Genomic DNA, 13718 nt, shown 5'->3' with positions numbered 1-13718 from the left:
TTTAATGTGTTGCGCATTTTACGTGGACAAAAAGGAAATCCGGCCAATATGTCGATGATTCAAGAACGAATGATCACCAAAAACAGCAATACCACGCGTTTGATTGACAAATTGTTGGCTAAAAGTCTGGTTACGCGCAATGTATGTCCGGAAAACCGAAGAAAAATAGAAATCGTGATTACCGCCAAAGGACGAGCACTCTTGGAGGAGTTAGACCCCTTAGTGGCCGCAAATGAGGAATTATTTGTTAAAAACCTATCCGAAGATGAACAAAAAGTTTTAATCGAATTATTAGAGAAATTTAGAACCATAAACACCCAATAACCGCTTATGAATTCATTTATTGAAAACGCTCAATGGCGTTATGCGACCAAAAAATACGATCCTACACGGAAAATTAGTGCGGCAGATTTGGCAGTACTTAAAGAAGCCATTTCCTTGTCGGCTTCTTCATACGGATTACAGCCTTACAAAGTCATTTTTGTAGAAAATCCTGAATTACGGGCACAATTACAACCGGCTTCTTGGGGTCAGTCACAAATTGTAGAGGCTTCTCATCTCGTTGTTTTTGCCAATGAACTCAATCTGGGAGATGCTCAAATTGATGCCTATTTTGAAAACCTTATTCAAACACGTGGAATCTCAATGGAAAATGTACAAGGATATGCTGATTTTATGAAAGCATCAATCCAGAAAATACCTTTAGAAGTGCGCAATGTTTGGACAGCAAAGCAAACGTATATTGCCTTGAGTAACTTAATGAATGCTGCAGCGGAATTAAAAATAGATACTACACCTATGGAAGGCTTTGAACCCAAGTTATACAACGAAATTTTGGGTTTAAACGAACGAAACTTAAATGCTGCCTTAGTATGTGCTATCGGGTACCGACATCCAGACGACACTACCCAACATTATGCAAAAGTGCGTAAAAGTGAATCGAACTTATTTGAATCTTTATAATTTTAACCTAAAATCAAAAAAAATGAAAAATTTAAAACCAATTGCTCTTGCGCTATTTGTCGCTATTTCAACCCTTGCAACTGCTCAAAACAAAAAAATTGAGGTTACCAAAAGTAAAATCGAATGGTTGGGCAAAAAGATGACCGGACAACATAATGGAACCGTAAATTTTAAAGGAGGCACTTTAATTTTCAAAGGAAAAAAATTAACTGGCGGTTCTTTTGTTGTGGATATGACATCAATAACAACAACTGATTTACAGGGAGAATCTAGAGATAATCTAAACGGACACTTGAAGGCAGATGACTTCTTTGGTACCGATAAATTCCCTACATCAAAATTGGTATTCAAAAAAGTAGTGGATAAAGGAAACGGTGTATTTACAGTTTCAGCCGACTTAACTATTAAAGATATTACGGCTCCTGTAACATTTGACATGAATGTTAAAGGCAACTTGGCTTCAACAAAATTCGCAATTGATCGAACAAAATACGGTATCAAATACGGCTCGGGCAGTTTCTTTGATAATCTTGGAAATAAAGCAATTAACGACGAATTTGAACTAACGGTTTCTATGCAGTTCTAATTTAAATTAGCACTTCAAATAAAGCCTCGGACAAATTCCGGGGCTTTTATTTTTCTAGTTATATTTGAACCGATGAAACCGATATTACTTCTCGACAATTACGATAGTTTTACATACAACCTTGTACACTACCTCGAAGCTTTAGGGGCATCTGTAATGGTTTATCGCAATGATGAAATCGATTTGGATCAGGTTGATGCATTTGAATGTATCGTTTTATCACCCGGCCCGGGGTTACCACGTGAAGCCGGCATACTTCTTCCGCTTATTCAATCGTACGCTGCTAGCAAAAAAATTCTCGGTATCTGCTTAGGCATGCAAGCCATTGGTGAAGCATTTGGAGGTCAATTATACAACCTCAACCAAGTCCACCACGGGGAAGCTACTGAAATCTTGATCACCGATACATCTGCTGTTTTATATCAAAATCTGCCCCAACAAATCGTCGTAGGGCGTTATCATTCATGGATGGTCAGCAGGCAAAATTTTCCCAATTGCTTACAAATTTCTGCCCAAACTCCTGAAGGTGAAATCATGTCTTTGCACCATGAAAAATATGCAATCCATGGTGTCCAATACCATCCAGAAAGTATTTTAACACCCCACGGCAAAACAATTATTCAAAATTGGCTTAACCATTATTATTTTAAATAATCACTTGAAATAATTTAATTTATAATTCTGGTATTAAATTAGATAGATATTTACAATAGAAATTATCTATAGTTGTTTTTTTCTTAAAAAACGCTATCCCAATACTACACTAGAATCAAAAAGGAAAATACGTTACGGTATATAATTTTTGGGAAAGCTATTTTTATTATCGGGTAAAAACCAATTTATTGCCTGAACTTAAATTAGCATCAAACGCATAGCCCTCATAATTAAACCCCTTTAATTCGTCTACCGTTTGCACCTCATTATCCAAAATATAACGCACCATTAATCCCCGCGCCTTTTTGGCAAAAAAACTAATCATTTTTAGGTTACCGTCTTTATACTCTTTAAACTCGGGTGTTAGCACAGGAACGTTTAGTTTTTTGGTGTCTAACGCACTAAAATACTCCGTGCTTGCCAAGTTTACTAAAAATGGTTCATTTTGTAATTCTGTATTTAGAAAAGCAGTAAGGGTATCTTTCCAAAATGCATATAAGTTTTTTGATGCACCGACAGGCATCGCCGTTCCCATCTCCAAACGATAGGGCTGAATTAAATCTAAGGGTTTTATCAAACCATACAAACCGGAAAGGATTCGAAGCGAATCTTGCGCTTTAGCCAATTGAGTTGCTGATAAAGTATACGCATCCAACCCAAGATAAACTTCCCCATCAAATGCAAAAACCGCTTGACGCCCATTTTCAGAGGTAATTGCAGTCACTTCCCGCTCCTGATTGCGTTGCCAATTGAGTTCGGCCAACTTTTCTGAAATAGCCATTAATTCAATTAAATCTTTTGGTTTTTTCTTTTTTAAAACGCGATCGATAGCTTCTGCCTTGTTCGCAAAAGCAAATTCGGTGTATTGAGTTGTAGGAACTAAACGTTCAAAATTTAATGATTTGGCTGGTGAAATCACGATTTTCATAGGGTGCAATTTTAAGGTATAAAAATAGTTAGTTTCCCTCGTTTGAACAAAATTCTGAAGGGCTGAAGGATAAAAATCTTATCAACATTTAAAATTTTCGGGAGGCAGATTCTAAAATAAAAATTTATCTTTGAAAACTCAAAAAACACCTACGTTATGATTTATAAATTCAGAGCCATACTCGACGCTGAAGAAGATATTTTCAGAGATATTGCAATCGATGATAACGATACATTAGAAGATTTACACAATGCTTTGGTTAATGCTTTTGGCTTTGACGGAATGGAAGTTGCCTCTTTCTACACCTGTGATGACACATGGAATCAAGAAGATGAAATTCCAATGTTTGATACCGGGGATAGTCCCGGAGAATCGCGCACTATGGCCGATTACCGTTTGCACGAAATCCTCCACCAAGAGCAAACCAAAATTATTTATGTTTACGATTTTATTAATATGTGGACGTTTTTGGTTGAACTAGCAGCAATTGAAGAACCCGTTTCGGGTGCCACATACCCCGATTTACTTTTCGCTCATGGTGAAATGCCCGCTGAAGCCATTGAAAAACAGTTTGAAGCCGAAGGTGATTATGAATCCTACAATGAGTTTGAAGATGATTTGGACGAAGATGACTTAGACCAATTTGGCGAAGACGATCATTTTGAAGATTATGGATTTGAAGAGAATTGGAACTAATGTGTCAATTTGAAAATTCTAAGTTGCTAAATCACAATTAATTCAAACTTCTATCTACCATTAAAAACAATTTCCAATGCTAAATTTATTCAACACCCATATTGATTCCCTATCTATACATAGAGTCGGAAACAAAAGTCGTAACGAAAATCTGTTCTTATCGGAGTCTTCGTATAGTTTAACCGATGAAATTGTACCTTTGATTAAAGAGTATTTTTTTCGTCCGTTTCGAGAAAAAGAAGAAAATTACTTCCAATTTGCACATGATGTCGACTTGGAATACAATGAAATGTTCAACTTAGCTTCGGAAGTATTTACAAATCCAAGTAGTGTTCATGAAGTTTCTAAGAAAATCACCCACCACTTGTTTGAACAATCCAATCATCCACACATCAAAAACGGGGAAGTATTTGTTGCCTATTTAACCAATATTGCGATCGACAATCAAACAGTAGATGCATTGGGTGTGTTTAAAAGTGAGCTGAAAAATGACTTTTTACAATTTGAAGAACGTGGATCCAATTTAGAAATGATTTTACAAGAAGGAATCAATTTAAACAAGTTGGATAAAGGTTGTTTGATTTTCAATTATAAAAAAGAAGAAGGTTACAAAATTTTGACTGTCGATAGTAATCGTTATGATGCCCGTTACTGGTTGGAGCAATTCTTGTCGGTAGATGCATTCCAAGACGAGAACTTTATGACCAAAAAGTATTTGAAGTTTTGTCAAGAGTTTGCCAAAGAAGTGGTATTTCCCGCAGAAGACAAAAAAGAAGAAGTATTGTTTATGAACCGAGCGGTTAACCATTTTGCAAAGAACGACACCTTTGAAGAATCCAAGTTTTTAAACGAAGTGATCGACAACCCAGACTTGATTCCAGAGTTCAAAAGCTATAAAGCCGATCGAGGTGAAAAATACAGTATTGAAGATGTGACCTCCTTCCCTATTGCTAATGCTGCCGTTTCGGATGCACGTCGTACAATTAAAAATGTGATTAATTTGGATACCAATATTCAAATCAAGTTGGACTTTGTTAATCCCGATAGTGCTGAAAAATTTGTCGAAAAAGGTTGGGATGAAGAGCGCCAAATGTATTATTACTTGGTCTATTTTAATAAAGAACAGAAGCACTAAAAAAGTGCTATTGAGGTATTTCAGTTCGAGCGCACCAATGGAATACCGCTACAATTTTACCCTTACTTGATTTCGTATTGGATTGTTTTAAAGACAACCCAACACTTTTTTAATACCTTTGCATCAAATCCTAGTTCATGACCACATTCGAATCGTTTCAATTTCCAAAATCATTACAAAAAGCGTTGGATGACATGGGCCTTACGCAACCTACCCCTATTCAGCAACGCGCATATTCGGTAATTCTTTCGGGTCGTGACGTTATGGGAATTGCTCAAACCGGAACAGGAAAAACACTTGCCTATTTATTACCCGTCTTAAAGCAATGGAAATTTATGGATTCAGAAACGCCACGGGTAATCATTTTAGCCCCTACGCGTGAGCTAGTGGTTCAGATTGCCGATGTGGTTTCACAACTTACCCAATACATGTCAGTGCGAACGCTCGGGGTGTATGGAGGAGTAAATATAAATACGCAGAAAAAAAAGATTTATGAAGGCGTTGACATTCTCGTAGGTACTCCCGGCCGAATAATGGACTTGGCCTTAGATAGTGTAATTCGTTTTGATACGCTTCAAAAATTAATTATCGACGAGTTTGACGAGATTTTAAACTTGGGTTTCCGAACACAAGTAACCGCAATCTTAAGTATGTTGCGCACTAAGCGTCAAAACATCCTTTTCTCAGCAACGATGACCGATGAAGTTGACGAAATGCTTGACGAATATTTTGACTTTCCAGAAGAAGTAAGTTTAGCGCCTTCGGGGACACCATTAGAAAAAATTAAACAATTCGCTTATTTAGTCCCCAACTTTCTTACTAAAATAAACGTATTGAAGCATTTGCTTCACGAAGACACTACCATGAAACGGGTATTGGTATTTGCCAATAATAAAAAAACAGTCGATTTAATCGCTACCGCTATAGAATCGGATTTTCCTGAGCAATTTGGAGTAATTCACTCCAATAAATCCCAAAACTATCGTTTGAATACTATGGCCTCTTTTCAAGAGGGAGGGCTGCGCGGAATTATCACGACCGATGTGATGGCTCGAGGTTTGGATATTTCCGACATTACGCATGTCATCAACTTTGAATTTACTGCGATACCCGAGCAATACATTCACCGCATTGGACGAACAGGACGCGCAGACAAAACGGGTGTTGCCCTTAGTTTTATTAGCCCTAGCGAAGAAGAAATTCAGCTTGAAGCAGAAATGCTTATGGAGCAAGAAATTCAAATGCTATCCTTTCCCGAAACAGTTGAAGTTGTCAATCGATTATTGGAATTTGAAAAAGACAAAAAGAAAGTAAAATTTCTATTGAAACGTCCAAAACTTATAGGTGGGACTGCCTTTCAAGAGAAAAAAGATAAAAACAAAAAAGTGAATTTGGGTGGCCCTGGGAAGCGAACTCCAAGAAAATCAGCTCCTCGCAATCGCGCAGTCGAACGAAAACGGAACGAGAAACGCAAACGGGAGTAAGTCAAATTCTGACGATAAAACCCTTCGAAAATAGGTTAAATTTATTATTTTTGAAGCACAAACTAACGTCACTGAAATGCATTTCAAACATCCGGAAGTTCTCTACTTTTTATTCCTGTTGCTGCTACCGATTTTGGTGCATTTATTTCAATTGCGTCGCTTTAAAACCGAATACTTCACTAATGTTCGATTTTTGAGTGAATTGGTCGTCCAAACTCGCAAAAGTTCGAAGTTAAAAAAATACCTTCTATTATTTACCCGATTGCTTTTATTGGCCTTTTTGATTTTGGCATTTACCCAGCCTTACTTTGAAGCTAAAGATCATAAAAATGCTACCAACGAATTATATATTGTTTTAGACAATTCGTTTTCTATGCAAGCGAAAGGTAAAAAAGGAGAATTGCTCAAACGGGCTGTACAAGATTTATTGGAAAATGCCCCAGAAAACTCAAATTTTTCTTTAATCACTTGTACGGATAACTTTTGGAATACCGATATAAAATCAGTACAAAAAGAATTACAAAACTTATCGTATAGTGCCACTCCTTTTCAACCTGAACGAGTACTGGCAAAAATCAAAGCGCACCCAACTGCGTTTAAAAAAGATATTGTGGTCATTTCCGATGGTGTAGGACTTGGTGCCAATGCTTTTGGAGAACCACAACCCAACGAAAATCTATATTTTATTATTCCCGAAGCGGAAAAAACAAATAATGTTGCCATTGATAGCGTATATATGCATCAAACCTTAGATCAGTTTTATGAAATTGGAGTTGCTGTTACCGCTTATGGTAACGATTTTAAAGATATCCCGTTGGCGATTTATAACAAAGGTAAATTAGTTGCAAAAACATTAGTCAATTTTAAACAACCCAAACAACAATTAAAATTTAATTTGCCAAAAGAAGATTTTCATGGGTACGTTACATTAAACGACAATGCATTGGAATATGACAACACCTATTACTTTAGTCTGTCACAACCGCAAAAAAATAATGTCATTTCAATTGGTCCAAGTAGTGCATCTGCCTTTTTGAAAAAAATATACACCCCAGAAGAATTCAATTACTCCCATTATGAACTCCGCAATTTAGATTATAATGCAATTGAAAAACAGGATGCAATAATTGTAAATGAACTTCAAGATATACCGTCGGCACTACAAACTACATTAAAAGCATTTGTAGCCAAGGGCGGAAATGTAGTTTTAATTCCTGGAGCAAATTCGAATCGAACAGCATTGAATGCATTAACTAAAGCATTAGGTGGTGATTATTCGTATGGAAATTGGAAAATGGAAGAACAATTAATTTCAAAAATTAACTTTAAGCATCCCTTGTATCGAACAGTATTCGAAAAAGAAACGAATAATTTCCAATACCCAAAAACCAAAGGAAGTTATACAATTCAATCGGCACTTCCTTCTGTTTTGGAATACAACGACCAGCGTTCATTTTTGAGCGCAACCACTAATGGTATTGCCCAAATTTATTTTTTTGCAGCGCCAATTAATAGCGATAATAGTAACTTCTGTAATTCGCCTTACCTCATTGTTCCTACCTTTTACACCATGGCTTTAAGTGCTCAAAAAACAGGAATCAATGCCTTAATCATTGGGGATAACAAACCCTTTATCACCAACAGTATGTTGGGCAAAGATGAAATCGTTTCGGTTACTAATGGAAAGGAATCCTTTATTCCCGTTCAACAAATTATGAATCAAAAAGTAAAATTGACTTTTAATGATCATCCGAATACAGCGGGTAATTTTCAAATTGATCGCAAAGGACAATTTATGGAAAATTTGAGTTTTAATTATGCCCGAACAGAAAGTAACTTAAATAACCGCGTTGCAGATTTTGTAAATGAGCATAAAGAAATTGACTCTGCCGACCGTTTATTTGATACTTTGCAAGCCGATCGCAACGACACCCCGATTTGGAAATGGTTTTTAATCGCTTCCTTACTATTTATACTGCTTGAAGTAGCAATTCAAAAATGGGTAAAATAACAACCAACACAACTATGACAACAATTTTTAAATCTGCAAAAATCATCGATCCGAAAGGCAGCCACCACGGGCAAGTTGTCGATGTACTTTTAAAAGACGGCATTATTACAGCAATAGGTGCAAATCTTCCCATTCCAGAACACGCCCAATGTATTGAATACAATGACCTTCATCTTTCACCCGGGTGGTGGGACACATCGGTAGTTTTGTGCGAACCTGGATATGAAGAGGCAGAAACGATTGCCAATGGTTTACGAACTGCTGCAGCTAGTGGTTTTACCGAAGTTATGGTCCAACCCCACACCTATCCTGTTGCCGATAATCAAGCAGTTATCCAATTGATTCGACAAAAAGCGATGGGTTTACCCACATCAGTTCATCCAATTGGTGCGTTAACCATAGGAAGTGAAGGCAAGGCCTTAGCCGAATTGTATGAAATGCATACAGCTGGAGCAATTGCTTTTGGGGATTATAAAAAAAACATGAGCAATCCCAATTTAATGAAGATAGCACTGCAATACGCATGCGATTTTAATGGAATTGTCATGGCATTTTGTCAAGATGATTCCATCAAAGGAAATGGTGTGGTAAACGAGGGAGTATCTTCTACACGATTAGGATTAAAAGGGATTCCCAACTTGGCAGAAGAACTTATTGTAGCGCGCAACTTATTTTTACTAGCCTATACCAATGGTCGTTTGCATATCCCAACGATTTCAACGGCACAATCCGTAGCACTAATTCGAGAAGCTAAAGCCAAAGGATTACAGGTTACATGTAGTGTTGCGGCACACCATCTGGTACTCAATGATTCGCTGCTAGAAAACTTTGATAGCAACCTAAAAGTAAGTCCGCCCCTACGCGCTGAAACCGATCGTCTTGCTTTAATTGCGGGCGTTTTAGACCATACTATTGATTGTATTACAAGCGACCACCATCCGGTTGATATCGAACATAAAAAATTGGAATTTGATTTAGCACAAAACGGAACCCTTGGATTAGAATCGGCATTTGGCGCTTTGATGACCGTGTTGCCATTGGAATGTATTATTGAAAAATTAACGGCTGGACGCACGCTTTTTGGACAAACCAACGCAACAATTGAAGTAGGTGAACACGCTAATTTGACCGCTTTTTCTCCTGAGGAAGAATGGACTTTTGACCAACACCATATTCGTTCAAAATCAAAAAATGCAGCATTTTTAGGACAAAAATTAAAAGGGAAAGTTTTGGGTATATACCATAACAATTCCTATTTCAAAGCCTAATATCATGGATGAAAAAACAATCAAAGAAGGCAAGTCGTTGGCCATTTTAAGTTATATTTTGATTTTAGGGCCGCTTATTGCATTGTCGATAAACGCGGATAAGAAAAATCAGTTTGCGTCTTTTCATATTCGACAGGGTTTGGGATTGACCTTGACTTTTTTACTATTGGGATTAACGATGAGTAGTTATTTTAATCGTGCTGACGTCAATCCTGAGCTGGCTTTAAATGTAGCAGCGCCCTTTTGGATTTTTATTACCCTATTAAATTTCTATGGTATGTTTACCGCCGTAATGGGACAGTATCGACCCATTCCTTTATTGGGTACTTTTTTTCAAAAATGGTTAAAAAAATTGTAACAGAATTGGATTTTGTATACTTATTACGAAATTATTCTTCAATGTATTTGACCCAAAATCCATTCCAATTTTTTCGAATTTTTCTATTCTGCTTTTTAGGATTCTCTTTTTCTACTTTTTCACAAAACGGCATCCTGACCGGAGAAGTTCGAACTGCAAAAGCACCCCTTCAATCAGCATCAATTGCCTTGTTTAACGACAAAAACACATTGGTCAAAGCTTTACTCACAGATTCAGAGGGCAAATTTTCGATTAACCGTTTATATTCGGGAACCTATTCTTTAAAAATCACCATGGTAGGGTTTGAAGATAAATTACTGCCCAATATTACAATAGTCGATACCCCTGTAAATTTGGGAGCAATAGTACTCACTGAAAGTGCAGTTCAATTAAACGAGGTGGTCGTTAAAAAAGAAAAACCTTTGGTTCAAGTTTTAGCCGACAAAACCGTTTTTAATGTAGAAAATACGATAAACGCTACCGGAAATACGGGATTTGAATTGTTGCGTAAGGCACCTGGGGTTGTGATTGACAACAATGATACTGTTATTGTAGAGGGAAAAAGCGGCGTTTTATTTTACATCGATGGTAAGCAATCGTTTTTGAGCGGATCTGATTTGACAAATTATCTTAAAACAATACAATCTTCCGATATTGAGTCTATTGAAATTATCACCCAACCATCCTCAAAATTTGATGCCGCAGGTAATGCTGGAATTGTGAATATCAAGTTAAAACGCAACAAAAATTATGGAACTAATGGAAGTGCAGCTGCTGGATATAATTATGGCCGTTATGGGACTACTGTTAATTCATTAAGTTTAAATAACCGCAGTAAAAAGTTAAATAGCTACATTAACTACAGTAATCGTTTTGGGAAAAGCTACAATTTTATGGAATTTGAGCGGCAACAAAATGGGAAAGTTTTCAATTCCGATACTAAAACGGATTACACTTCCAATGCAAACAACGTAAAAATCGGATTGGATTTTACTAAAAATAGACGCAATACGTTTGGATTGGTTTTTACAGGCAATTTCAATAATGCGTATGGCGATGGGCGCTCCCGAACGCCAATTCGTCAAGCAATCTCTAATAGTATTGATAGTATTTTGATTGCACAGAATAAGGCACACAACAAAACCTATAACCTTTATTCCAACTTTAACTATCGTTTTCAAGATACTACTGGTGTTTCCTTAACTACCGATTTGGACTTTGGAAAATTTAATTCAGATCGCAATACGTTTTTACCCAACGCTTATTATAACCCCACAGAGACCCTTGTATTAAGTTCGATCACTAACAGCCAATATACTCCAGTTACTATTATTATCGGTTCTTTAAAATCGGATTATGAACAACGGTTATGGAAAGGAAAATTGGGCACCGGATTTAAGTCGTCTTTGGTTGAAACCGAAAACACCTTTGATGTTTATAATTATTTAGCTGGACAACCCATATACAATAGTACACTCAGTAATCGATTCAAGTACAACGAAAATATAAATGCATTGTATGTGAATTACAACCGAATGATTAAAAAATTTAATTTTCAAATCGGATTACGTCTAGAAAACACCAATTCTGACGGAAATTTAATAAGTAGTCAACAAAATAATGACACCCGAGTGAAACGGCATTACACTGATTTTTTTCCAAGTGGTGGAATAACTTTTACTCAAAATGAAAAAAATTCATGGGCGATTACCTACAGCCGTCGTATTGAGCGCCCGAGTTACAATGCCTTGAATCCATTTGAATACCAAATTGATGAATTATCGGTAAGTAAAGGGAATCCGTTTTTACAACCGCAATATGTACACAATTTAAAATTTTCTCATACCTATCAATACAAATTAAATACCGCGTTAAGTTATAGCTATGTTACCGACTTCTTTGCACAAGTAACAGAAGCTGTGGGTCAAAATAAAAGTCGGATGACCACAAAAAATGTAGCCAATCAAGAAACCTTAAATTTAGCGATATCCTTACCGTTTAAAGTAAACGATTGGTGGAATGTTTATGTAAGCGTGAATGCTTTCCGCAGCAAATACATCCCAACCGACCCTTCATTTATAGGAATTACACAGGAAACCTTAAATATCTTTGGTCAAAATAATATTAAATTACCAAAAGGATTTAATTTGGAAGTTTCCGGCTGGTTTAACTCCCCATCCGTTTGGGGCGGCACCTACCGAACGGAGAGTTTAGGATCACTTGATATGGCTCTACAAAAAAAATTATTGAAGGATAAATTAACCCTACGCCTCGCCGTTTCGGATATTTTTTTCACATCGCCATGGACCGGACGTACTGAGTTTGCCAATGTGATTATCAACGGTCGTGGTGGTAGTGATAGTAGGCAAGTACGCTTTAATTTGACCTACAATTTTGGTAATGATCAAGTAAAGAAAGTACAAAGTCGCACTACCGGTGTTGAAGAAGAGAAAAATCGAATCGGAGGTTAAAATTCAATTATCTTTGACAAAAAAATAAGCCGATGCAATTGCACTACCTGATTCGAGAACCCTATGATAAAAAAACATACAACCCCGTTTTGCTTTTACTTCATGGTTATGGCAGCAACGAAGAGGATTTATTTTCTTTTGCAGATGAATTACCAAAGGACTACTACATCATTTCTGTTCGTGCTCCCTATAGTTTGATGACTGGAAGTTATGCTTGGTATGCGATCAATTTTGATGCCGATGAAAAAAGATTTTCCGACCTAAATCAAGCCCGTCAATCGAGAGATTTATTGGCTGAATTTATTGATGAAATTATAAAATCATATCCCATCGATCCTAAACAAGTCACGCTTATCGGATTTAGCCAAGGTTGTATTTTAAGCTATGCTATTGCAGTATCGTATCCCGAAAAAGTGCAACGCGTGGTAGCGATGAGTGGGTATTTTAATCCAGAAATTGCCATAGATGAGTTTGAACAAAACCCGTTAAATGAGTTGCAAATTTTCGCATCACACGGTTCGGCAGATCAAGTTGTTCCTGTTGAGTGGGCACGAAAAGCAGCACCTATTTTAAAGGAACTAGGTGTGCAAATCGAATACAAAGAATATCCTGTTGGACATGGAGTTGCCCCTCAAAACTTTTTTGACTTTAAAAATTGGTTAGAAAAAACGAAGTTAGCTTAATCTGCTTCAGAATCGGAGCTTCCTGAGAACTTATTACCTACCTCCCCATCACCTGAATACAAGTTAAGTTCTCCTTTTTTCAATACATAACCTTTCCAAGGAACCAATTGATAATCTTTAAAAATCCAAGGTTGTCCCTCTGCGTTTCGGGTTAAAATTATTGATTCAGAATTGGGAATAAAAACCTCTGCTCTATTTTTATCCTCACTAAATAAAACATAAGCACACAAGGTTTCATCATCACTTTGGGGTTGGTCTACGGGATTCAATTGTAAGCCTGTAAACATACGTACACAGTCTTTATACATTTTCGACCAAGTAAATCCTGCCGAAGCCAAACAACCATGTTCATCCTGATCGGCTCCAACAATTGTGGAATCTTTTACTGCTTTTTTAGTGTCCATAGCTGAGCTATCGGAATTAGGCTTACAATATACAACGAGTACAGCAGCAAATACGGCATATAGGATGTTTTTCATAG

The 13718-nt window shown here is 36.9% G+C and carries 14 protein-coding genes; 12 read left to right on the top strand and 2 right to left on the bottom strand.

Annotated elements, in window-relative coordinates; translation table 11 throughout:
- The 4 genes from Q0039_RS07535 to Q0039_RS07520 form a co-directional block, all read left to right on the top strand.
- Window positions 1–324, top strand: a 324-nt coding sequence (locus Q0039_RS07535; RefSeq protein WP_297511285.1) for a MarR family transcriptional regulator, incomplete at its 5' end; no start/stop codon positions are given.
- 6 nt (window positions 325–330) lie between these two features.
- Window positions 331–963, top strand: coding sequence for an NAD(P)H-dependent oxidoreductase (locus Q0039_RS07530; RefSeq protein WP_297511283.1), 633 nt, complete (start codon window positions 331–333; stop codon window positions 961–963).
- Window positions 964–985: 22 nt separating this feature from the next.
- The gene (locus Q0039_RS07525; RefSeq protein WP_297511281.1) at window positions 986–1549 is read left to right on the top strand and encodes a YceI family protein; all 564 of its coding nucleotides are present in this window, start codon (window positions 986–988) and stop codon (window positions 1547–1549) included.
- A 72-nt stretch (window positions 1550–1621) separates the two neighbouring features.
- The gene (locus tag Q0039_RS07520) at window positions 1622–2203 is read left to right on the top strand and encodes an aminodeoxychorismate/anthranilate synthase component II (RefSeq protein WP_297511279.1); all 582 of its coding nucleotides are present in this window, start codon (window positions 1622–1624) and stop codon (window positions 2201–2203) included.
- A 166-nt stretch (window positions 2204–2369) separates the two neighbouring features.
- On the opposite strand, the gene yaaA is transcribed toward Q0039_RS07520, so the two are convergent.
- Window positions 2370–3131: a peroxide stress protein YaaA gene (yaaA, locus tag Q0039_RS07515; protein ID WP_297511277.1), complete on the bottom strand. Its 762-nt coding sequence runs from the start codon at window positions 3129–3131 to the stop codon at window positions 2370–2372.
- Window positions 3132–3287: 156 nt separating this feature from the next.
- Here yaaA and Q0039_RS07510 point away from each other — a divergent pair, with 156 nt between their 5' ends.
- The 8 genes from Q0039_RS07510 to Q0039_RS07475 all read left to right on the top strand — a co-directional run bounded on the left by Q0039_RS07510 (window position 3288) and on the right by Q0039_RS07475 (window position 13237).
- Window positions 3288–3827, top strand: coding sequence for a hypothetical protein (locus Q0039_RS07510; protein ID WP_297511276.1), 540 nt, complete (start codon window positions 3288–3290; stop codon window positions 3825–3827).
- 76 nt (window positions 3828–3903) lie between these two features.
- Window positions 3904–4962 (top strand): nucleoid-associated protein, encoded by a 1059-nt coding sequence (locus tag Q0039_RS07505; protein ID WP_297511275.1) that lies wholly within the window; start codon window positions 3904–3906, stop codon window positions 4960–4962.
- Between the two features lie 137 nt (window positions 4963–5099).
- Complete coding sequence (locus Q0039_RS07500) at window positions 5100–6446, top strand: DEAD/DEAH box helicase (RefSeq protein WP_297511273.1); 1347 nt, start codon at window positions 5100–5102, stop codon at window positions 6444–6446.
- A 76-nt stretch (window positions 6447–6522) separates the two neighbouring features.
- On the top strand, window positions 6523–8457 hold the full coding sequence (locus tag Q0039_RS07495; protein ID WP_297511271.1) for a VWA domain-containing protein: 1935 nt from the start codon (window positions 6523–6525) through the stop codon (window positions 8455–8457).
- 14 nt (window positions 8458–8471) lie between these two features.
- Window positions 8472–9725 carry a dihydroorotase gene (locus Q0039_RS07490; protein WP_297511270.1) on the top strand — a complete coding sequence of 418 codons (1254 nt, stop codon included), beginning with the start codon at window positions 8472–8474 and terminating at the stop codon, window positions 9723–9725.
- Window positions 9726–9729: 4 nt separating this feature from the next.
- Window positions 9730–10083, top strand: coding sequence for a hypothetical protein (locus Q0039_RS07485; RefSeq protein ID WP_297511269.1), 354 nt, complete (start codon window positions 9730–9732; stop codon window positions 10081–10083).
- Window positions 10065–12554 carry a TonB-dependent receptor gene (locus Q0039_RS07480; RefSeq protein ID WP_297511268.1) on the top strand — a complete coding sequence of 830 codons (2490 nt, stop codon included), beginning with the start codon at window positions 10065–10067 and terminating at the stop codon, window positions 12552–12554. The genes Q0039_RS07485 and Q0039_RS07480 overlap by 19 nt, the downstream gene beginning before the upstream one ends.
- Window positions 12555–12586: 32 nt before the next feature.
- On the top strand, window positions 12587–13237 hold the full coding sequence (locus Q0039_RS07475; protein WP_297511267.1) for an alpha/beta fold hydrolase: 651 nt from the start codon (window positions 12587–12589) through the stop codon (window positions 13235–13237).
- Here the strand turns inward: Q0039_RS07475 and Q0039_RS07470 are convergent.
- Entirely contained in the window at window positions 13234–13716 is a 483-nt protein-coding gene (locus Q0039_RS07470) for a hypothetical protein (RefSeq protein WP_297511265.1), read from the bottom strand. The two genes, Q0039_RS07475 and Q0039_RS07470, sit on opposite strands and share 4 nt — an antisense overlap.
- Window positions 13717–13718 lie beyond the last annotated feature (2 nt).

Origin of the sequence: Flavobacterium sp. (assembly GCF_027484945.1) — a bacterium.
GTDB lineage: Bacteria > Bacteroidota > Bacteroidia > Flavobacteriales > Flavobacteriaceae > Flavobacterium.
The sequence above is the reverse complement of the archived record's forward strand: the minus strand, read 5'-3'. Positions and strand labels throughout refer to the sequence as shown.

Bases quoted from the DNA above. Each gene is read 5' to 3' on its own strand.
- Q0039_RS07490 (WP_297511270.1), top strand. From the start codon at position 8,472: ATGACAACAATTTTTAAATCTGCAAAAATCATCGATCCGAAAGGCAGC.
- Q0039_RS07495 (WP_297511271.1), top strand. From the start codon at position 6,523: ATGCATTTCAAACATCCGGAAGTTCTCTACTTTTTATTCCTGTTGCTG.
- Q0039_RS07510 (WP_297511276.1), top strand. From the start codon at position 3,288: ATGATTTATAAATTCAGAGCCATACTCGACGCTGAAGAAGATATTTTC.
- Q0039_RS07530 (WP_297511283.1), top strand. From the start codon at position 331: ATGAATTCATTTATTGAAAACGCTCAATGGCGTTATGCGACCAAAAAA.
- Q0039_RS07505 (WP_297511275.1), top strand. From the start codon at position 3,904: ATGCTAAATTTATTCAACACCCATATTGATTCCCTATCTATACATAGA.
- Q0039_RS07500 (WP_297511273.1), top strand. From the start codon at position 5,100: ATGACCACATTCGAATCGTTTCAATTTCCAAAATCATTACAAAAAGCG.
- Q0039_RS07485 (WP_297511269.1), top strand. From the start codon at position 9,730: ATGGATGAAAAAACAATCAAAGAAGGCAAGTCGTTGGCCATTTTAAGT.
- Q0039_RS07470 (WP_297511265.1), bottom strand. From the start codon at position 13,716: ATGAAAAACATCCTATATGCCGTATTTGCTGCTGTACTCGTTGTATAT.
- Q0039_RS07520 (WP_297511279.1), top strand. From the start codon at position 1,622: ATGAAACCGATATTACTTCTCGACAATTACGATAGTTTTACATACAAC.
- Q0039_RS07480 (WP_297511268.1), top strand. From the start codon at position 10,065: ATGGTTAAAAAAATTGTAACAGAATTGGATTTTGTATACTTATTACGA.
- yaaA (WP_297511277.1), bottom strand. From the start codon at position 3,131: ATGAAAATCGTGATTTCACCAGCCAAATCATTAAATTTTGAACGTTTA.
- Q0039_RS07475 (WP_297511267.1), top strand. From the start codon at position 12,587: ATGCAATTGCACTACCTGATTCGAGAACCCTATGATAAAAAAACATAC.
- Q0039_RS07525 (WP_297511281.1), top strand. From the start codon at position 986: ATGAAAAATTTAAAACCAATTGCTCTTGCGCTATTTGTCGCTATTTCA.